The 19,631-nt window shown below is 68.6% G+C and carries 17 protein-coding genes; 8 read left to right on the plus strand and 9 right to left on the minus strand.

All coding sequences use genetic code 11. From position 1 onward, the window contains the following. Nucleotides 1–108 precede the first annotated feature (108 nt). The 3 genes from fusA to rpsL all read right to left on the minus strand — a co-directional run bounded on the left by fusA (nucleotide 109) and on the right by rpsL (nucleotide 3,117). A complete protein-coding gene (gene fusA, locus BMZ92_RS07720; RefSeq protein WP_091505033.1) occupies nucleotides 109–2,208 on the minus strand; it encodes an elongation factor G in 2,100 nt (699 codons plus the stop codon). Between the two features lie 64 nt (nucleotides 2,209–2,272). Further along, nucleotides 2,273–2,743 (minus strand): 30S ribosomal protein S7, encoded by a 471-nt coding sequence (gene rpsG / locus BMZ92_RS07725; RefSeq protein WP_091505034.1) that lies wholly within the window; start codon nucleotides 2,741–2,743, stop codon nucleotides 2,273–2,275. Beyond that, nucleotides 2,743–3,117: a 30S ribosomal protein S12 gene (rpsL, locus tag BMZ92_RS07730; RefSeq protein WP_003102113.1), complete on the minus strand. Its 375-nt coding sequence runs from the start codon at nucleotides 3,115–3,117 to the stop codon at nucleotides 2,743–2,745. Before rpsL ends, rpsG begins: the two co-directional genes overlap by 1 nt. Before the next feature lie 510 nt (nucleotides 3,118–3,627). On the opposite strand from rpsL, the gene BMZ92_RS07735 reads away from it, so the two are divergent. The 5 genes from BMZ92_RS07735 to BMZ92_RS07755 are packed head-to-tail and all read left to right on the plus strand — an operon-like array spanning nucleotide 3,628 to nucleotide 7,109. Next, nucleotides 3,628–4,305 carry a YbaB/EbfC family nucleoid-associated protein gene (locus tag BMZ92_RS07735; protein ID WP_091505035.1) on the plus strand — a complete coding sequence of 226 codons (678 nt, stop codon included), beginning with the start codon at nucleotides 3,628–3,630 and terminating at the stop codon, nucleotides 4,303–4,305. Then, complete coding sequence (locus BMZ92_RS07740) at nucleotides 4,305–4,655, plus strand: hypothetical protein (RefSeq protein ID WP_091505036.1); 351 nt, start codon at nucleotides 4,305–4,307, stop codon at nucleotides 4,653–4,655. The genes BMZ92_RS07735 and BMZ92_RS07740 overlap by 1 nt, the downstream gene beginning before the upstream one ends. 10 nt (nucleotides 4,656–4,665) lie before the next feature. Beyond that, nucleotides 4,666–5,775 carry a WXG100 family type VII secretion target gene (locus BMZ92_RS07745; RefSeq protein WP_091505037.1) on the plus strand — a complete coding sequence of 370 codons (1,110 nt, stop codon included), beginning with the start codon at nucleotides 4,666–4,668 and terminating at the stop codon, nucleotides 5,773–5,775. Nucleotides 5,776–5,778: 3 nt separating this feature from the next. Beyond that, nucleotides 5,779–6,372 (plus strand): hypothetical protein, encoded by a 594-nt coding sequence (locus BMZ92_RS07750; RefSeq protein WP_091505038.1) that lies wholly within the window; start codon nucleotides 5,779–5,781, stop codon nucleotides 6,370–6,372. Further along, nucleotides 6,369–7,109, plus strand: a complete 741-nt coding sequence (locus tag BMZ92_RS07755) for a hypothetical protein (RefSeq protein ID WP_091505039.1) — start codon at nucleotides 6,369–6,371, stop codon at nucleotides 7,107–7,109. Before BMZ92_RS07750 ends, BMZ92_RS07755 begins: the two co-directional genes overlap by 4 nt. A gap of 40 nt (nucleotides 7,110–7,149) precedes the next feature. Here the strand turns inward: BMZ92_RS07755 and BMZ92_RS07760 are convergent, their stop codons facing one another. After that, nucleotides 7,150–7,299, minus strand: coding sequence for a hypothetical protein (locus tag BMZ92_RS07760; protein ID WP_091505040.1), 150 nt, complete (start codon nucleotides 7,297–7,299; stop codon nucleotides 7,150–7,152). Nucleotides 7,300–7,465: 166 nt separating this feature from the next. Here BMZ92_RS07760 and BMZ92_RS07765 point away from each other — a divergent pair, with 166 nt between their 5' ends. From BMZ92_RS07765 to BMZ92_RS07775, 3 genes are read left to right on the plus strand one after another with little or no spacing between them, the layout of a single operon-like run. After that, on the plus strand, nucleotides 7,466–7,783 hold the full coding sequence (locus BMZ92_RS07765; protein WP_091505041.1) for an ESX-1 secretion-associated protein: 318 nt from the start codon (nucleotides 7,466–7,468) through the stop codon (nucleotides 7,781–7,783). 10 nt (nucleotides 7,784–7,793) lie between these two features. Next, the gene (locus tag BMZ92_RS07770) at nucleotides 7,794–8,918 is read left to right on the plus strand and encodes a WXG100 family type VII secretion target (protein WP_091505042.1); all 1,125 of its coding nucleotides are present in this window, start codon (nucleotides 7,794–7,796) and stop codon (nucleotides 8,916–8,918) included. A 2-nt stretch (nucleotides 8,919–8,920) separates the two neighbouring features. Continuing rightward, on the plus strand, nucleotides 8,921–9,700 hold the full coding sequence (locus BMZ92_RS07775; RefSeq protein WP_245782953.1) for a hypothetical protein: 780 nt from the start codon (nucleotides 8,921–8,923) through the stop codon (nucleotides 9,698–9,700). A gap of 56 nt (nucleotides 9,701–9,756) precedes the next feature. On the opposite strand, the gene BMZ92_RS07780 is transcribed toward BMZ92_RS07775, so the two are convergent. The 5 genes from BMZ92_RS07780 to BMZ92_RS07800 all read right to left on the minus strand — a co-directional run bounded on the left by BMZ92_RS07780 (nucleotide 9,757) and on the right by BMZ92_RS07800 (nucleotide 19,614). Beyond that, the gene (locus BMZ92_RS07780; protein ID WP_091505043.1) at nucleotides 9,757–13,668 is read right to left on the minus strand and encodes a DNA-directed RNA polymerase subunit beta'; all 3,912 of its coding nucleotides are present in this window, start codon (nucleotides 13,666–13,668) and stop codon (nucleotides 9,757–9,759) included. Between the two features lie 92 nt (nucleotides 13,669–13,760). Further along, on the minus strand, nucleotides 13,761–17,261 hold the full coding sequence (gene rpoB, locus BMZ92_RS07785) for a DNA-directed RNA polymerase subunit beta (protein WP_091505044.1): 3,501 nt from the start codon (nucleotides 17,259–17,261) through the stop codon (nucleotides 13,761–13,763). 516 nt (nucleotides 17,262–17,777) lie between these two features. Beyond that, on the minus strand, nucleotides 17,778–18,086 hold the full coding sequence (locus BMZ92_RS07790; protein WP_143249816.1) for a hypothetical protein: 309 nt from the start codon (nucleotides 18,084–18,086) through the stop codon (nucleotides 17,778–17,780). Nucleotides 18,087–18,168: 82 nt separating this feature from the next. Continuing rightward, nucleotides 18,169–18,999 (minus strand): hypothetical protein, encoded by an 831-nt coding sequence (locus BMZ92_RS07795; protein WP_091505046.1) that lies wholly within the window; start codon nucleotides 18,997–18,999, stop codon nucleotides 18,169–18,171. A 27-nt stretch (nucleotides 19,000–19,026) separates the two neighbouring features. Beyond that, complete coding sequence (locus tag BMZ92_RS07800) at nucleotides 19,027–19,614, minus strand: hypothetical protein (protein ID WP_091505047.1); 588 nt, start codon at nucleotides 19,612–19,614, stop codon at nucleotides 19,027–19,029. Nucleotides 19,615–19,631 lie beyond the last annotated feature (17 nt).

Here is a 19,631-nt window from a genome sequence, read left to right on the forward strand (position 1 = left end):
TGCTTGCTCACCGGCCGACGTGGCTTAGTCGGACAGCGACTCGATCTGGTTCGTTGTGCGGACCTTAGGGGAGTCCCCCGACGGCGCCCGCGTTGGGTGCTTAAGGGATTACTCCCCCGTCGCCTTCGCGATGATCTCCTTCGCGACGTTCGCCGGAACCTCGGCGTAGGAGTCGAAGGTCATCGTGTAGTTCGCGCGACCCTGGGTGCGAGACCGCAGGTCACCGACATACCCGAACATCTCCGAGAGCGGAACCAGCGCCTTCACGACGCGGGTGCCCGCCCGCTCCTCCATGGCCTGGATCTGGCCACGGCGGGAGTTGAGGTCACCGATGACGTCACCCATGTAGTCCTCGGGCGTGGTCACCTCGACCGCCATCATCGGCTCCAGCAGTACCGGGTGGGCCTTCCTCGCGGCCTCCTTGAGCGCCATCGAACCGGCGATCTTGAAGGCCATTTCCGAAGAGTCGACCTCGTGGTACGCACCGTCCAACAGGGTCACCTTCAACCCGACGAGCGGGTATCCGGCCAGCACGCCGTACTGCATGGCGTCCTGGGCACCCGCGTCCACCGAGGGGATGTACTCCCGGGGGATGCGGCCACCCGTGACCTTGTTGTCGAACTCGTAGAGAGCACCGTCCGTAGTCGCGAGCGGCTCCAGCGCGATGATCACCTTCGCGAACTGACCGGAGCCACCGGTCTGCTTCTTGTGCGTGTACTCGTACTTCTCGACCGCGTTGCGGATCGTCTCGCGGTAGGCGACCTGCGGCTTACCGATGTTCGCCTCGACCTTGTAGTCGGACTTCATGCGGTTCACCAGCACCTCGAGGTGCAGCTCGCCCATACCCTCGATGATCGTCTGGCCGGTCTCCTCGTCCTGGCTGACCCGGAAGGTCGGGTCCTCCTCGGCGAGCTTCTGGATCGCGTTGGAGAGCTTCTCCTGGTCGGCCTTCGTCTTCGGCTCGATGGCCACCTTGATGACCGGCTCCGGGAAGGTCATCGACTCGAGCACGATGGGGTGCTGCGGGTCGCTCAAGGTGTCACCCGTGGTGGTGTCCTTGAGGCCGATGACCGCGTAGATGTGGCCGGCCTGGGCCTCGTCCATCGGGTTTTCCTTGTTGGAGTGCATCTGGAAGATCTTCCCGATGCGCTCCTTGCGCTCCTTGGTCGAGTTGATGACCTGGGCGCCCGCGGAAACCTTGCCCGAGTAGACCCGGATGTAGGTGAGCTTGCCGAAGAACGGGTGCGCGGCGATCTTGAACGCGAGCGCGGAGAACGGCTCCGAGGTCGACGCCTTGCGGGAGGCCGGGGTCTCGCCGTCGGGCAGCGTGCCCTCGACGTCCGGCACGTCCAGCGGCGACGGCAGGTAGTCGATCACCGCGTCGAGCATGGGCTGCACGCCCTTGTTCTTGAACGCGGAACCGGCGAGCACCGGGAACGCCTCGCGGGTGATGACGAGCTTGCGGATACCGGCCTTGATCTCGGCCTCCGTCAGCTCCTCGCCCTCGAGGAACTTCTCCATCAGCGTGTCGTCGGTCTCGGCGACGGCCTCGACCAGCTTCTCGCGGTACTCCGCGGCGCGGTCGGCGAGCTCGGCCGGGATGTCCTCGACGGTGTAGTCGTCACCCTTCTTGACCTCACCGCGCCAGACCAGGGCCTTCATCCGGACCAGGTCGATGACACCCTCGAACTCGTTCTCGGCGCCGATCGGCAGCTGGATGGGCAGCGGCCGGACACCCAGGCGGTCGGAGATGGTGCGGACGGTGAAGTAGAAGTCCGCGCCCAGCTTGTCCATCTTGTTGACGAAGCAGATGCGCGGGACGTCGTACTTGTCGGCCTGGCGCCAGACCTGCTCGGACTGGGGCTCGACACCTTCCTTGCCGTCGAACACCGCGACGGCACCGTCGAGCACGCGCAGGTTGCGCTCCACCTCGACGGTGAAGTCGACGTGACCGGGCGTGTCGATCAGGTTGATCTGGTAGTCGTTCCAGAAGGTGGTGGTCGCAGCCGAGGTGATGGTGATACCCCGCTTCTGCTCCTCCTCCATCCAGTCCATCGTCGCGGCGCCGTCGTGCACCTCGCCGATCTTGTAGTTGATCCCGGTGTAGAACAGGATCCGCTCGGTGGTGGTGGTCTTACCGGCGTCGATGTGGGCCATGATGCCGATGTTGCGGACCTTGTTCAGGTCGGTCAGCACTTCGCGTGCCACTGCACAAATCCCCTGTCTAGAAGCGTGGGGCCCGGCCAGGCTTTCGTCGGCAGCCGGGCTGCGTTCACCACCGGTAGTGGGCGAACGCCTTGTTGGACTCGGCCATCTTGTGGGTGTCCTCGCGGCGCTTCACGCTGGCCCCGAGGCCGTTGCTCGCGTCGAGCAGCTCGTTCTGCAGGCGCTCGATCATGGTCTTCTCACGACGCTGCCGGGAGAAGGCGACGATCCAGCGCAGCGCAAGGGTGGTCGAGCGGCCGGGCTTGACCTCGATCGGCACCTGGTAGGTGGCACCACCGACGCGGCGGCTCTTCACCTCGATCGCGGGCTTGACGTTGTCGAGCGCGCGCTTGAGGGTGACGACCGGGTCGGTGCCGGTCTTCTCGCGGGCGCCTTCCAGCGCGCCGTACACGATCCGCTCGGCCAGCGACCGCTTCCCGTCGGTCAGCACCTTGTTCACCAGCTGGGTGACCAGCGGGGAGCCGTAGACCGGGTCGGAGATCAACGGCCGCTTCGGGGCCGGTCCCTTGCGGGGCATCAGCTCTTCTCCTTCTTCGCGCCGTACCGGCTGCGCGCCTGCTTGCGGTTCTTCACGCCCTGGGTGTCCAGGGAACCGCGGATGATCTTGTAGCGGACGCCGGGGAGGTCCTTCACACGACCACCACGCACGAGCACCATCGAGTGCTCCTGCAGGTTGTGGCCCTCGCCGGGAATGTAGGCGGTGACCTCGATGCCGCTGGTCAGCTTCACACGCGCGACCTTGCGCAGCGCCGAGTTCGGCTTCTTCGGGGTGGTGGTGTACACGCGGGTGCACACGCCACGCCGCTGCGGGCTCCCCTTGAGCGCCGCGGTCTTCTGCTTGGCAGCCTTGTCCTGGCGGCCCTTGCGGACCAGCTGCTGGATCGTGGGCAATGGACCAGCTTTCTGTCGCGTCTTGCTTGTTCCGTCTTCCGTCCCCGGCCCCCGAGGTCGGGCGTGTCGGCCCGCGTCTAGGCCTTGCGGCCGATAACGTTTCCTCGGATTTCCGCGGAGCTCCGCTTCACCGCGGCGCCTGCCGGGGTGTCGGAACACCCTGACGAGGCCTGACGGCACGCAGAGCGGCCCAGCACGTGCCGGGCACAGTCGTCAAAGATACCCGCCCCGTCCGAGACCGGTCACATCGGGGGTGGCTTCGGGACGCGGGGAACGGGCGCGGGGGCTCGTCGTTCCACCCTAGCCGATCCACCCGCGGGTGTGGGCGCTTCGACACGGGGAGCCGCAGGCCACCCGCGTGGGTTACAACGCGCCCCGGGCCCAGGTCATTCCCGCCCGCATGGCCCGGTCGAGTGGCCTTTATGGTCAATTGCGCCGTTCGGCCCACCGGCGGTCCTCGTTCGGTCAGGATGGGGCCGCTCAAGTCGTCCAAACCGGGGAGGTCCCCTCGTGTCAGCCGAGTTCGACCAGCTCGTCGCCCAGTTCGAACAGTTCCAGGCGAAGCTCAAGCGCGTCGACGACCAGTTCGCGAGCATCGGGCAGATGCAGCAGGAGCTGGCGGCGCTGGAGGCGGTCGCCACCTCACCCGACCGGGCCGTGACCGTGGTCGCCGGCCCGTCGGGGGCGATCAAGGACATCCGGCTGACCGACCTCGCGCTGCGCCAGTCGCCGCAGGCGCTGTCCGCCACGCTGATGACCACCCTCCGGCAGGCGGTCGCCGAGGCCGCGCGGCGGCAGGCGGGGATCGTCGAGGAGGCCATCGGCGACGACATGCACCTCACCGACCAGGTGCTGGAGACGCAGGCCCAGCTGTTCGGCACCACGCCGGAGGAGCTGAAGGCCACCCTCGCGCAGCAGGACACGCCGCCGCCCCCGCCCGCCGGCCGGCCCGCCGTGCCACCGCCGCCCCCGCCCGCGGGCCGCCCGCCGATGCCCCCGCAGCCGCCCGCACCGCCCGCGGCGGGGCCGCGCCCGCGGCCGCAGCGCCCCGCGCCCGAGCCCGACGACTTCTCGCAGGAGAACTTCCTGCGCCGCGACCAGCAGCAGACCCCTCCCCCGCCGCCGCGGTCCCAGCAGCGGCCTGAGGGCGGCGGCTACCTCAACCTCTACGACAACGAGGACCAGTGATGGCGCCGAAGGACGGGTACGCGGTCGACATCGCCGCGCTGACGAAGTACTCGGGCGACCTCAAGGGCAACAAGGAGGCCGTCGCGAAGGTCACCGAGCAGGTCGGCGAGACCGACGTCAGCGACAAGTCGTGGGGCATCGTCGGGCTGTTCGTGAAGCAGAAGTACTCCGACATGCTGAACGACCTCAAGGACCTGCTGAAGGAGATGGAGGACGGCCTCGAGTCGGCCTCGGACAAGATCGGCGGCGCGGCCAAGGCGTACCGGGACAAGGACGACGAGCACAAACAGAGCCTGGCCGACATCGTGAAACAACTCGACGACGTCGTCGTCAGGGACCTGAACGCCTGAGGGGGCAGTCGTGTCGGACCCACTGGGTTCCATCGAGATCGAGGACGAGAAGAGCTACGGCGACCAGGTCGTCGAGTCGATCCCCATCGCGGGTGATGGCTGGAAGGTGTTCCAGGCCGGCAAGGACGCGCTGGCCGACGGCAGCGTCAGCTTCGAGGACGTCCGCAGCGTCGCCGCGGAGGGCGGCGGGTTCGTGCAGTCGTGCATGGACGTCACGGAGATCGCCACCGACCCGATCGGCTGGCTCGTCGGCAAGGGCCTCGACTTCCTGATCGCCATCTGCCAGCCGCTGCAGGACGCCATCCACTTCGTCAGCGGCGACGGTGAGGAGCTGTCCCGCGCCGCGGGCAACTTCGGCAACATCGGGCAGGGCCTCGCCGACTTCGGCGAGCAGTTCGGCCGGCACGCGCAGGAGGCGCTGGCCAAGTGGGAGGGCCAGGCCGCCGAGACCGCGGCGGACAAGCTGGGCCAGTTCGCCGGCGGGATCGACGGGGTGGCCGCGAAGGCCGGCGACATCGCGCAGCTGCTGCAGATCTCCAGCATGATCATGACAGTCATCGAGGAGTTCATCAAAGGCCTGCTCACCGAGCTGATCACCTGGCTGATCATGATCTGGATCCCCGCGCTCGCGGCCGCGGTGCCGACGTGCGGCGGGTCCACGGCGGCGGCCGGCGCCGCGACCGGCGTGCGGGCGGCGCAGACCGGCTCGCGCGCGACGCGGCAGGTCAGCAAGCTGCAGCAGCTGCTGGACAAGATCCGCCAGGTCCTGGCGAACCTGAAGTCCTTCATGACGAACCTGAGGACGAACTTCAGCCGGGTCATGGACACCAAGAAGATGAACGCGAGCCTCGCACACCTGGAGGTCGAGTCGGCGCAGGCCGCGGGCCGCACCGCGAGCCGGTCGGCCCGGCTGTACGACTCGGCCGAGGGCATGGTGGGCAGCCGCGTCACCGACGGGCTCGGCAAGTCGCTGCGGAACAACGTCGTCGACACCGCGAAGGACCAGGTCAAGCCGTCGAAGGTCCCCGGGTACTTCGACGGCGTCAGCAAGGCCGTCGAGTACGGGGACACCGGCGAGGAGGCCTCGACGGAGGAAACCAAAGAGAACCTGGACTTCTGACCGATGACCTTCGACGCGAGCGCCGTCGCCGGCCTGGTCGTGGTGGTCCCGCTGCTGGTGTGGGCCCTGTGGGCCGTCCTCGGGCCCGTCGTGTTCCGGCTCGTCGTGCTGCCCGCGTTCGCCCGCGAGCGCGGCTGGCGGGCACGCGGGCGGTTCACCGGGTACGAGGCGGAGGACGAGCTGCCCGGCGACGGCAGCCAGGACTGGGAAACCCCGCTGCCGGGCATGCTGTGCGAGTTCGTCGGCACCCACGCCGGGCGGCCCGTGCACGGGGTCGAGGTCTCGGTGACGTACTGGCTGCGGCGGCTGCCCGGCCAGGTGCCGCGCCGGCGGGTGCGGTACTACTCCGTCGTCACCATGGCCGTGTCCGACCAGCCGTTCTCGGGCTTCAACGCGGAGCGGCGCGGCAGGGTGCTCAACGGGGACCCGATGGCGTTCTACCCGGACTTCGTCGAGTGGGCGCGGAACCGGAAGCTGCTGGACACCGGTGACGTGGTGCAGTCCGACGCGGGGATGCGGTCGGTGAGCTGGTTCGGGCACCTGTCCCGGCGGCGGCTGGTGCGCGCGTTGGACAAGCTCGCGGAGGCGGCGGCGTGAGCGTCCTCGAACACTTCGTCGTCGCCGTCTGCGGGTACGTGCTGGCCGCCGTGCTGCAGGCCGCCGGGATGCGGCTCTACCGCACGGGGTCGCGCGGACGCCGTCGCTTCGGGGTCGCGCTGCGGATCTCGGCCGGGCTCGTCAGCACCGTCACCACGACGTCGTGGCTGCTGCCCGCCGCCCTGTCGGGTGGACTGGCCGGCGGCGTGTTCATGTTCGTCTTCCTGTTCGTGTTCCTGCCATTCGTGGTGTGCTTCGTCGGGCTGCGCCTCGGCAAGCTGCGGGAACGGCGCGGGAAGACGGAGCCGGTCTGGCACGTCGTCCTGATCGGCGCGTTCGCGCTGGCCTGCCTGCTGCCCGGCACGGTCGCCACCGCCGATGGGCTCATGCACCTCACGGGCCTCGCCCAGCCCGTAGAGCTGAAGGTCACCGAGGTGATCGACCGGGACGCGCGGCCCGGCGACCGCCGCGGCTTCACCGACACCATCGACGGGGACTACGTCCTCGACGGGAAGGTCGAGCACCTCGAGGACAGCGCCTGGATGTCGCTGACCCCGCTGCCGAAGGAGGGCGACACCATCCGGGTCACCCTTTCCCGGCTGTGGCCGACGGTGATGATCGAGACCACCTCCGCCGCCTGGGTGATCGTCGGGTTCGGGGCCTTCGGTCTCGCCGCGGGCGGGGCCCTGATGGCCTTCGCGCTCCGGGAACGGAAACGGAGCGAGGAACCGGTGTGAGCGGAGGGCCCCGGACTTCGCGTCCGGGGCCCTCCGCTCCTCAGTCCTCGTCCGGCTTCGCGTGGTCCGGCTTGCCGGGGTTCGGGTCCCGGGACAGGTCGATCGCGGGGTGCCGTGGTGCCCCCTCGGGCGCCGCGTGGCGCCCTGTCGACGGAGCCTCCTGCGGGCTCCCGTTCTCGTCAGTGTTCACAGCGCCCTCCTCGTTCCGCTGGTGTGAACCCCTCCTCGGACACGCTACCGAGAACGGGCGCCGGGGATGAGACTCCCCCTGGTCACGCCGCGATTAGGTACTTTGTCCGGAACCAAGTCGGCCTCCGCGTGGTCGAACGGGGAAGACGAGGACGAGGAGGACTCCGGTGGGCTTCGACGTCAACGCCGACGAGCTGCGGCAGTACGCCGGCAAGCTCGACGCGCAGCACGGCACCGCGGGCGAGATCGCCGGCCTGGTCGGCAAGGCCGACGTGGGTGACAAGTCGTGGGGCGTGGTCGGCCTGTTCGTGAAGAACCAGTACACGCAGATGCTGGGCGACCTGAACGACCTGTTCGGCGACCTGCAGGAGGGGCTGCAGTCGGGCGCGGAGAAGTTCCGCGGCGCCGCCGAGGGCTACCAGGCCCAGGAGGACGCCGTGAAGAAGCTCCTCGACGGCCTGAAGATCGAGATCGAGAACCGGTAGGGGCACCGCGATGGCTGAGACCAAGACGAAGGCCGGTGGTGTCGAGATCACCACCGGGGAGAAGGACACGGGCCAGAAGGTCCAGGAGGCCATCCCCTTCTACGGGAACTACCTCAAGACCAAGGACGCGATCGGCAAGTTCAGCGACGGCGCCGACGGTTCCGAGGTGTCGAACCTGGCCTCCGAGGGCACGGCGCTGCTCGGCGCGGTCGGCACCAGCGCGTACGGCATCGCGACCGACCCGATCGGCTGGCTCGTCGGGCAGGGGCTGAACTTCCTGATCAGCGTGGTGCAGCCGCTGGAGGACGCGATCCACTTCGTCAGCGGCGACGGGCCCGCGCTGTCGCAGGCGGCGGAGAACTTCAACGCGATCGGCAAGGGTGTCGCCGACCTCGGCAATCGGTTCGAGCAGGAGCTGGCGGACTCGGTGACGAGCTGGGGCGGCCCCGCGGCCGAGGCGGCGAGCACGAAGCTGGGCGAGTTCGCGAACGGCATCGAGGGCGTCGCCGGGCAGGCGGGCGAGCTGGCGCGGATGCTCCAGATCTCCAGCATGATCATGACCGTGATCGAGGACTTCATCAAGGCGATCCTCACCGAGCTGATCACCTGGCTGATCATGATCTGGATCCCCGCGCTCGCGGCCGCGATCCCCAGCTTCGGGGCCTCCACGGCGGCGGCCGGTACGGCGACCGGGGTGCGTGCGGCGCAGACCGGCAGCCGGGTGTCGCGGATCATCGCGAAGCTGCGGGAGTTCCTCGACAAGATCATGGCCTTCCTGCGCAACCTCGCCACGCGGGTCGGCAACGTGCGCACGGCCTTCCAGCGGGCGATGGTCAACAAGCAGGTCGGCAGCGTCTTCGCCGACGCCAGCAAGGGCCTGGGCGACAAGTCGGCGCTGACGAAGCTGTGGAGCAAGGACGGCCTGCTCGGCGGCAGGCTGCAGGACGGCATCGGCAAGTCCCTGTGGAACACGACGCGCGATACAGCGGTGTCGGAGGCCGGGCTGGGCAAGGGCCAGAACGCGGGGATCGACAAACCGCTGCGGAACATCAGCGGCGGGCAGAAGGCCGCGGAGGTCGACAACGTCGGAGACGACCAGTCCAAGGGTGAGACCGAGGGCTACCTGGACATCTGATCGTGGGTGAGTTCGAGCTGCGGGCCGCGCTGGCGGTGCTGGTTCTCCTCGTGCTGCCGCTTGGCTCCTTGTTCTGGTGGTTCCGCCGCAAGGAACAGCGCGAGAACCGTGAGCAGGCCGACGCGCTGGCCACCCTCGCCGCCTCCCTCGGCGGTGCGGTGGCCGGACGAGAGGAGGCCACGGCGTGGTCCGCCGCACTTCAGCCGCCATTCAAGGCCGACACTCCAGGCCTGATCAACTGGCTGGGCACCGTGCGGAAGCCACGCTTCGAGACGGCCCTGGACTTCCGGCACGGCGGCTGGCCGGTCCGGGTCAGCGAGGCCTCGATGCGTAAGGCCGTCTCCAACGGCACGATCACGTCCTACGAACACCGCATCGACGTGGCCACCGGCCCACTGCCGCCGATGAAACTCCACCGCCGCTTGCACACGGACTTCCTCGGCCGCCCGGTGAAACCGGGCAGCGTTCTGGCCTTCGGCGGCAAGCCGGTGCGAGAAGCGCCCGCGACGGTCAGAGAAGGCCCTTGGCTGGAAGTAGACCTCCCGCACCCCGCCAGCACGGACTGGGTCGCGTTCGCGAGTGATCCCGCCGACGCACCGCTCACCCCAGAGGCGCTCGACTGGCTCTCCCAGAACATCGGCCGCCTGCCGTGGGGCCTCACGTTCGAGGCGGGACTGCTGTACACCACCTGGCCCACCCGCATCGACCCGCGAACCCTGCTCACCACCGTCGACGCCATCCTCGGGCTCCTCGACCGCATCCCCGGCGCCCGCCGGGCGTAAAAAAGCGAAGCCCCCGGCTCCTTCGCAGGAACCGGGGGCTTCGCGTTACGACAGGATCAGCGGAAGTCGCGACCGAAGTCGTAGTCGTCCAGCGGGACGGCGGCACCCGTGCCGCTGCCGAACACGTCCGGGGTGTAGTAGCCGTCGTCGTAGGACGGGATGGCGTACGCCGCCACCCTGGCCTCCTCGGTCGGCTGCACCTGGATGTTGCGGTAGCGGTTGATGCCCGTACCGGCCGGGATCAGCTTACCGATGATCACGTTCTCCTTGAGGCCCACGAGCTTGTCGCTGCGGCCGTTGATCGCCGCATCGGTCAGCACCCGCGTGGTCTCCTGGAACGACGCCGCCGACAGCCACGAGTCCGTGGTCAGCGAGGCCTTCGTGATACCCATCAGCACCGGACGACCCGAGGCCGGCTGCCCGCCCTCGGCCACGACCTGCCGGTTCGTCGCCTCGAACTTCGTCCGCTCGGGCAGCTCGCCCGGCAGGAAGTCCGTCGAACCGGAGTCGATGATCGTCACCCGGCGCAGCATCTGCCGGACGATGACCTCGATGTGCTTGTCGTGGATCGACACACCCTGCGCCCGGTACACCTTCTGGACCTCGTCCACCAGGTGCATCTGCGCCTCACGCGGCCCCATGACCCGCAGGACCTCGTGCGGGTCCGGCGTGCCCTCGAGCAGCGGCTGCCCGACGGCGACGTGGTCACCGTCCGCCAGCGGGCCGGTCGGCGTGTTCGCGAGGCGCTGGCGCTTCGACAGCTTGTCGAAGACGATCTCCTCGCTGCCGTCGTCCGGGATCAGCGTGATCTTCCAGAACCGCTCACTCTCCTCGATGCGCACGCGGCCATCGACGTCGGCGATCGGCGCCTTGCCCTTCGGCACACGGGCCTCGAACAGCTCCGTGACACGCGGCAGACCCGTCGTGATGTCGTCACCGGCGACACCACCCTGGTGGAACGTACGCATCGTCAGCTGCGTACCCGGCTCACCGATCGACTGGGCGGCGACGATACCGACGGCCTCACCCACGTCCACCAGCTTGCCGGTCGCCATCGAGCGGCCGTAGCAGGTCGCACACACCCCGACGGCCGACTCGCAGGTCAGCACGCTGCGGACCTTGACCGTCGTGATGCCGCTGGACAGCAGCTTCTCGATGGCCGGGTCGCCGAGGTCGTCGCCGGCGTTGAGCACGACGTTGCCCTGGGCGTCCTTGGCGTCCGTGGCAAGGGTGCGGGCGTAGGCGCTGGTCTCGACGTGCTGGGCACGCACGATCCGGCCGTCGCCGAGGTCCTCACCGATCGGCATGTTGATGCCGCGGCGGGTACCGCAGTCGACCTCGCGGACGATGACGTCCTGCGAGACGTCCACCAGACGACGGGTCAGGTAACCCGAGTCGGCGGTCCGCAGCGCGGTGTCGGCCAGACCCTTCCGGGCACCGTGGGTGGCGATGAAGTACTCGGCCACCGACAGGCCCTCGCGGAAGTTCGCCTTGATGGGGCGCGGGATGTACTCACCCTTCGGGTTCGACACCAGACCACGCATCCCGGCGAGCGACCGGACCTGGGTCATGTTGCCCGCCGCACCGGACTTCACGATCATCGAGATCGGGTTGTCCTCGGGGAAGGCGTCCTCCATGACCTTGGCGACGTCGTCGGTCGCCTGGCTCCACACCTTGACCAGCTCGTTGTTGCGCTCGGCGTGCGAGAGCTGACCGCGCTGGTAGCGCTTCTCGACCTGGTCGGCCTTGGCCTCGTACTGGTCGAGGATCTCCTTCTTCTCCTTGGGCACCACGACGTCGGTGATCGACACCGTCACGCCGGACCGCGTCGCCCAGTAGAAGCCGGCGTCCTTGAGCCGGTCCAGGGTCTGCGCCACCTGCGTCATCGAGTACCGCTCCGCGAGGTCGTTCACGATCGCGGCCTGCCGCTTCTTCGGCATCGGCTCGTTCACGAACGGGTAGTCCGCGGGCAGCAGCTCGTTGAACAGCACCCGGCCCAGGGTGGTCTCGGCCAGCCACGGCTGACCGGGCTCCCAGCCGGACTCGGCGAGCTTGGCGGCGTCCTCCTTGCCCGGCTGCCGGTCGTTGATCCGGATCTTGATCGGGGCGTGCAGACCCAGCGCCTTGCGGTCGAAGGCCATGATCGCCTCGGCCGGCGAGGAGTACGCCTGCCCGGCACCGGTCGCGTTCTCGTCGAGACGCGTCAGGTGGAACAGACCCGTGACCATGTCCAGACGCGGCATGGCGAGCGGGCGGCCCGACGCCGGCGACAGGATGTTGTTCGCCGACAGCATCAGGATCCGGGCCTCGGCCTGCGCCTCGGCCGACAGCGGCAGGTGCACCGCCATCTGGTCACCGTCGAAGTCCGCGTTGAACGCCTCGCAGACCAGCGGGTGCAGCTGGATGGCCTTGCCCTCGACCAGCTGCGGCTCGAAGGCCTGGATACCGAGGCGGTGCAGCGTCGGCGCGCGGTTGAGCAGCACCGGGTGCCCGGTGATGACCTCTTCCAGCACGTCCCACACGGCCGGGCGGGCCCGCTCGACCATCCGCTTCGCGGACTTGATGTTCTGCGCGTGGTTCAGGTCGACCAGCCGCTTCATCACGAACGGCTTGAACAGCTCCAGCGCCATGTCCTTGGGCAGACCGCACTGGTGCAGCTTCAGCTGCGGGCCGACGATGATGACCGAACGGCCCGAGTAGTCGACGCGCTTGCCGAGCAGGTTCTGGCGGAACCGGCCCTGCTTGCCCTTGAGCAGGTCGGACAGCGACTTCAGCGGCCGGTTGCCAGGGCCGGTGACCGGACGGCCGCGGCGGCCGTTGTCGAACAGCGCGTCGACGGCCTCCTGCAGCATCCGCTTCTCGTTGTTGACGATGATCTCGGGCGCGCCGAGGTCGATCAGCCTCTTGAGGCGGTTGTTCCGGTTGATGACCCGGCGGTACAGGTCGTTCAGGTCGGACGTGGCGAACCGGCCACCGTCGAGCTGCACCATCGGGCGCAGGTCCGGCGGGATCACCGGGACGGCGTCGAGCACCATGCCACGCGGGTCGTTGCCGGTGGCCTGGAAGGCCGCCACGACCTTGAGCCGCTTGAGGGCGCGGAGCTTCTTCTGCCCCTTGCCGCTGCGGATCGTCTCGCGCAGGCTCTCGGCCTCGGCGTTGACGTCGAACTCGGTGGCCAGCTTCTGGATGGCCTCCGCGCCCATGCCGCCGGTGAAGTACTCGCCGTAGCGGTCGTACAGCTCGCGGTAGAGCATCTCGTCCGCGATCAGCTGCCGCGGCTCGAGCTTGGTGAAGGTCGTCCAGATCTCCTCGAGCCGGTCCAGCTCGCGCTGGGCCCGGTCGCGGAGCTGGCGCATCTCACGCTCGCCGCCCTCCTTGACCTTGCGGCGCACGTCGGACTTGGCGCCCTCGGCCTCGAGCTGCGCCAGGTCGGCCTCGAGCTTCTGCGCCCGCGCCTCGATGTCGGCGTCGCGCTTGGTCTCGATGTTCTTGCGCTCGACCCCGATCTCGTTCTCGAGCGTCGGCAGGTCGTTGTGCCGCAGCTCCGTGTTCACCCCGGTGATCACGTAGGCCGCGAAGTAGATGATCTTCTCGAGGTCCTTCGGGGCCAGGTCGAGCAGGTAGCCCAGCCGCGACGGCACGCCCTTGAAGTACCAGATGTGGGTGACCGGGGCGGCCAGCTCGATGTGGCCCATCCGCTCACGGCGCACCTTGGCACGGGTGACCTCGACACCGCAGCGCTCGCAGATGATGCCCTTGAAGCGGACCCGCTTGTACTTACCGCAGTAGCACTCCCAGTCCCGGGTGGGGCCGAAGATCTTCTCGCAGAAGAGGCCGTCCTTCTCGGGCTTGAGCGTGCGGTAGTTGATGGTCTCCGGCTTCTTCACCTCGCCGAAGGACCACTGGCGGATGTCATCCGCGGTGGCCAGGCCGATCCGGAGCTCATCGAAGAAATTGACGTCCAGCACGTCCTTGCATCCCCTTGGGGTAGATGTGGCTAGAGGGGTCGGCTACCTGGGGCGGGAGACGCGGGAGGTGTCTCCCGCCCCAGGCGGCTGGGTCATTGCGCGATGTCGTCCACCGAGGGCGACTCGTTGCGGGACAGGTTGATGCCGAGGTTCGCCGCGGCGCGCTCGAGGTCCTCGTCGTCGGAGTCGCGCATCTCGATCGCCGCACCGTCGGAGGACAGGACCTCCACGTTGAGGCAGAGCGACTGCAGCTCCTTCAACAGCACCTTGAACGACTCCGGGATCCCCGGGTCCGGGATGTTCTCGCCCTTGACGATCGCCTCGTACACCTTCACGCGGCCGACCACGTCGTCCGACTTGATCGTCAGCAGCTCCTGCAGCGTGTAGGCGGCGCCGTAGGCCTGCATCGCCCAGCACTCCATCTCACCGAAGCGCTGGCCACCGAACTGCGCCTTACCACCCAGCGGCTGCTGGGTGATCATCGAGTACGGGCCGGTGGACCGGGCGTGGATCTTGTCGTCGACCAGGTGGTGCAGCTTGAGGATGTACATGTAGCCGACCGCCACCGGGTACGGGAACGGCTCGCCGGAACGTCCGTCCAGCAGCACCGCCTTGCCGTCCGGCTGGACCAGGCGCTCACCGTCGCGGTTCGGCTTGGTCGAGGCCAGCAGGCCCGTCAGCTCCTCCTCCTTCGCGCCGTCGAACACCGGGGTCGCGGTGTTGGTGCCGGGGTCGACGTCGTAGAGCTCCTCGGGCAGGTTCTGCGCCCACTCGGGGTTGCCCTCGACCTTCCAGCCCTGCGACGCCAGCCAGCCCAGGTGCAGCTCGAGGATCTGGCCGATGTTCATGCGTCGCGGCACACCGTGGGTGTTCAGCACGATGTCGACCGGGGTGCCGTCCTCCATGAACGGCATGTCCTCGACCGGCAGGATCTTGCCGATGACACCCTTGTTGCCGTGCCGGCCGGCGAGCTTGTCGCCCGGCTGGATCTTCCGCTTCTGGGCCACGTAGACGCGGACCAGCTCGTTGACGCCCGGGGGCAGCTCGTCGTCGTCCTCGCGGGAGAACACGCGGATGCCGATGACCTTGCCGGTCTCGCCGTGCGGCACCTTCAGCGAGGTGTCGCGGACCTCGCGGGCCTTCTCGCCGAAGATCGCGCGGAGCAGGCGCTCCTCCGGGGTCAGCTCGGTCTCGCCCTTCGGCGTGACCTTGCCGACCAGGATGTCGCCGTCGCGGACCTCGGCACCGATGCGGATGATGCCGCGCTCGTCCAGGTCGGCCAGCACCTCTTCGGAGACGTTCGGGATGTCCCGGGTGATCTCCTCGGCACCGAGCTTGGTGTCGCGCGCGTCGATCTCGTGCTCCTCGATGTGGATCGAGGTGAGCACGTCGTCCTGCACGAGCCGCTCGGAGAGGATGATCGCGTCCTCGTAGTTGTGGCCCTCCCACGGCATGATCGCGACGAGCAGGTTCTTGCCCAGCGCCATCTCGCCGTTCTCGGTGGACGGCCCGTCCGCGATGACCTGGCCCGCCTCGACCCGGTCGCCCTCGTTGACGATCGGCCGGTGGTTGAAGCACGTGCCGTGGTTGGTGCGGCGGAACTTGTACAGCCCGTAGCTCTTCCGCGTGCCGTCGTCGTGCATGATCGTGATCAGGTCGGCGGAGAGCTCCTCCACCACACCGGCCTGCTCGGCGACGATCACGTCACCGGCGTCGATCGCGGCACGCAGCTCCATGCCGGTGCCGACCAGCGGCGCCGAGTTGCGCAGCAGCGGCACGGCCTGGCGCTGCATGTTCGCACCCATCAGCGCGCGGTTGGCGTCGTCGTGCTCGAGGAACGGGATCATCGCCGTGGCGACCGACACCATCTGGCGCGGCGACACGTCCATGTAGTCCACGTCCATCGGGTCGATCAGCTCGACCTCGCCGCCCTTCCGGCGGACCAGCACGCGGTCCTCGGCGAAGTGGCCGTCGTCGGTCAGCGGCGCGTTGGCCTGCGCCTTGACGAACCGGTCCTCCTCGTCGGCCGTCAGGTAGTCGATCTGGTCGGTGACCCGGCCCTCGACGACCTTGCGGTACGGCGTCTCGATGAAGCCGAACGGGTTGACCCGCGCGTAGGAGCACAGCGAGCCGATGAGGCCGATGTTCGGGCCTTCCGGCGTCTCGATCGGGCACATGCGGCCGTAGTGCGACGGGTGGACGTCGCGGACCTCCATGCCGGCGCGCTCACGGGACAGACCACCGGGGCCGAGCGCCGAGAGGCGGCGCTTGTGGGTCAGGCCCGACAGCGGGTTGTTCTGGTCCATGAACTGCGACAGCTGCGAGGTGCCGAAGAACTCCTTGATCGCCGCCACGACGGGGCGGATGTTGATCAGGGTCTGCGGCGTGATCGCCTCGACGTCCTGGGTGGTCATCCGCTCCTTGACCACGCGCTCCATGCGGGAGAGGCCGACCCGGATCTGGTTCTGGATCAGCTCACCCACGGTGCGCAGGCGCCGGTTGCCGAAGTGGTCGATGTCGTCGACCTCGACCGGGATGGTCTGGCCGTTGATCTCCATCTTGTCCTCGCCGGCGTGCAGCCGGACCAGGTACTCGATGGTGGTGACGATGTCCTCTTCGGTCAGCGTGCCGGTCTCGTACGGCAGGTCGAGACCCAGCTTCTTGTTGACCTTGTAGCGGCCGACCTTGGCCAGGTCGTAGCGCTTGTCCTTGAAGAACAGGTTCTCCAGCAGGGCCTGGGCGCTCTCCTTCGTCGGCGGCTCGCCCGGGCGCAGCTTGCGGTAGATGTCGAGCAGCGCCTCGTCGGTGCCGGCCGTGTGGTCCTTCTCGAGCGTCGCGAGCAGGGTCTCGGAGAACGAGAAGCGCTCGCGGATCTGCTCGGTGGACCAGCCGAGGGCCTTCAGCAGCACGGTGACGGGCTGACGGCGCTTGCGGTCGATGCGGACACCGACGGTGTCGCGCTTGTCGACGTCGAACTCCAGCCAGGCACCGCGGCTCGGGATGATCTTGACGCTGAAGACGTCCTTGTCGGTCGTCTTGTCGATCGCCTGGTCGAAGTAGACGCCGGGCGAGCGGACGAGCTGGGACACCACGACACGCTCGGTGCCGTTGATGATGAAGGTGCCCTTGTCGGTCATCACGGGGAAGTCACCCATGAAGACCGTCTGGCTCTTGATCTCGCCGGTGTTGTTGTTGACGAACTCCGCCGTGACGAACAGCGGAGCCGCGTAGGTCATGTCCTTGTCCTTGCACTCCTCAACGGAGGCCTTGACCTCGTCGAAGCGCGGGTCGGAGAAGGACAGCGACATCGAGCCCTGGAAGTCCTCGATGGGTGAGATCTCGTTCAAGACCTCTTCGAGGCCGCCGACCGGGTTCTCCTCGCCCTCTTCGACCCGGCGCTGGAACCACTTCTCGTCACCGGTGAACCACTGGAACGACTGGATCTGCACGTCGAGCAGATTGGGCGTGGCGAGCGGTTCGCGGATCTTCGCGAAGGAGACGCGCTTCGGGGCTCCGGGGATTCCCGTCGGGTTCGGGTCGGATACAGCAGAGGTGGTCGCAGCAGTGGCCTGGTTCGCGGGAGAGACTGCCAAGATGCGTCCTTCCGGGGACAATGAGCGGTGAGCAGCCGCCATAGCGTCAACTATTGCGACTGTCAAGGGTGCCGTGGTGCCCACTATCCTAACTGCCGTGCCCGGGCAGCCTGAAAGAGGGCAGCGCAAAGAAGCAGTCTAGCCCGAATGACGTGTTCTGTCGAGGGGCGCTCCCGATGGGGCCCAGATCTCGATCACACCGTCTTCAGGTATGCCTCCCAGCCTCGCCCTCCCGCAGGGCGTCGCCGTCGCCAGTAAGCGTGACCCCCCGGCGCCGTTCAGTCAAGATGCCACGCCCTCAACCCGCCGGTTGGCGCAATGTGGTCGGCATGTGCACAGGGGGTGAGGTCGTCGCGGTGAGCTGCGGGTTCGCGGGACGCCCGGCACGCGGCGGCGGGGTGCGACCGGGACCCGGGGCGCGGATTCGACGCCTCACGAGGGCCGTTCGGGGCAGGACCGGTGCCCCCGTCCGGGGCCGTGCGCCGCGTCGGGACGCGGCGCACGGCAAGGGGTGGCTCAGCCGGTGAAGTCGAGGCACATGGCCGCCACGTAGCGGTTGGTGCCGAGCTTCATCCAGCGGTCGTCGGTGCGGCCGCACGCCGTGTAGCCGCCGCCGGTGACCAGTGACTGCACGCACACGTGCGTGCCCTTCGTCAGCAGCCCGACGGCCGTGGCGCTGGTCCGCGGAGCGGTGCGGATCTTGATCGACTCCGCCGCCTGGTACCGGCAGTCGTCGGCACTGGCGGCCGGTGCGGCCACCCCCACCACCGTGAAGCCCGCGGCGAAGACGGCCGCTCCCAGCATTCCCAGCACGCGAGTGCGCATTCAGGTTCCCCTCGTCGGTGACGGGGCCCCGGGCGGAGCCCCGATGATCACCGACGCGGCGGCGCGCGGCGCGGTTCCGCCGTCAGCGCGAGGGTGACGGGGGTGCCGGCGAGGTGCTCGGGGCCGGGCTGGTCGCCGCGGGGTTCTCGGAGTTGTAGGTGTCCAGCGAGGACACCTTCCACTTGCCGTCGACGTCCTGCAGGTTCATCCACAGCTGGGCGCTGCCGCTGGAGGTCTGGTTCTGGTCGGTGCGCGTCGCGGTCTGGTCGACGAACACCATGACCCTCGCGCGGTCGCCCTCCAGGCTGATCACCGCGCTGCGGGTCACCTTCACCGTGACGACGATCTTCTGCTGCGGCGCGAGGCGCTGCACCTCGCCCATGAGCGAGTTGTACCTGGCGCGGACCTCGTCGGTGATCAGCAGGTCCTTCGCCGCGTTCTGGGTCTTCGCGATGTCGTTGAAGTCGTAGGAGAACAGCGTCTCGGCCGCGTTCGTGGCGGCCTGGTTGACCTGGGCGGTGCGGGCCACGTCCACCAGCGCGGTGTTGGCCGTCACGGCCTCCAGGCGGTTGTCCTCGATCCGGAACCACGCCGCGAACCCGGCCAGCACGATCGCCAGCCCGAACAGCGCACCGGCGACGACGAACGGGTTGCGGCTCCGGCGCGCGGGCTCGGGTTCCTCGGGTTCCTCCGGCTCCGCGACGGCCGCCTCGGCCTGCGCGTAGTCGGCGGGCTTCGGCTCGCCCTCGTCACGCGCCTTCGGGCGCGGGCTGGGCCGGACCTGCTCCTCCTGCCCCGTCACCTCGGGCTCGGGCGTGTCCTGCTGCGGGCGCGGGGTCGGCGAAGGACGACGCAGGCCCGCCACCTTGGGTCGCCGCACCGGCTGCGGACGGCCGGGGTTGCTGGATGGCACTACGAACTCCGTTCCTGCTGGTCCTGCCTACTGCCCGCTGCTCACGAGCGGCACCGAACCGATCTGGGACACCTTCCAGTCCTGCCCGACCCTGGTCAGCTGCACCTCGAGCCGCAGCGGCTTGGCGACCGGCTGCTGCCCCTCCTTGGTGACCTGCGTGACGATGGCCGCCAGGAAGCTGGCCTTGCCCTGGTGGTTGTCGAGCTCCTCCACGCCGATGTCCTGCACCGTCGTGGTGACCTTGGTCTTGGCGTCGGTCATCGCCTGCCGGTAGGTCTGCTCGGTGTTCTTGATCTGGGTCTGGTACTCCGGGGTCGAAACGTCCAGCTGCCGCTGGAAGTAGGCGTCCGGGTTCGTGTAGTCCAGCTCGGTGAACGCCTTCACCGCGACCGCGCCCTGCCTGCTCACGTCGTCACGGGCCTTGGCGAGCGCGACGTCGTCGTCCCCGGAGGCCGACCACCACTGGATGCCGAAGACCGCGGCCACGATCAGGGCCGCGGCGGCCAGCGCCGCCGAGCCCCACAGCAGGTAGCGGGCCGGCACGGCGTCCCGCGAGGCCGGCTCGCCGGTCTCCTCGGCGCCGGTCTCGGGTGCCTCCTGGTCCTCGGAACTCATATCTCTCCAGAGTAGAC

Origin of the sequence: Amycolatopsis sacchari (assembly GCF_900114035.1) — a bacterium.
In the GTDB taxonomy this organism is placed as follows: domain Bacteria; phylum Actinomycetota; class Actinomycetes; order Mycobacteriales; family Pseudonocardiaceae; genus Amycolatopsis_E; species Amycolatopsis_E sacchari.

Bases quoted from the DNA above. Each gene is read 5' to 3' on its own strand.
- rpsG (WP_091505034.1), bottom strand. From the start codon at position 2,743: ATGCCCCGCAAGGGACCGGCCCCGAAGCGGCCGTTGATCTCCGACCCG.
- BMZ92_RS07740 (WP_091505036.1), top strand. From the start codon at position 4,305: ATGGCGCCGAAGGACGGGTACGCGGTCGACATCGCCGCGCTGACGAAG.
- BMZ92_RS07750 (WP_091505038.1), top strand. From the start codon at position 5,779: ATGACCTTCGACGCGAGCGCCGTCGCCGGCCTGGTCGTGGTGGTCCCG.
- BMZ92_RS07770 (WP_091505042.1), top strand. From the start codon at position 7,794: ATGGCTGAGACCAAGACGAAGGCCGGTGGTGTCGAGATCACCACCGGG.
- BMZ92_RS07790 (WP_143249816.1), bottom strand. From the start codon at position 18,086: ATGCGCACTCGCGTGCTGGGAATGCTGGGAGCGGCCGTCTTCGCCGCG.
- BMZ92_RS07800 (WP_091505047.1), bottom strand. From the start codon at position 19,614: ATGAGTTCCGAGGACCAGGAGGCACCCGAGACCGGCGCCGAGGAGACC.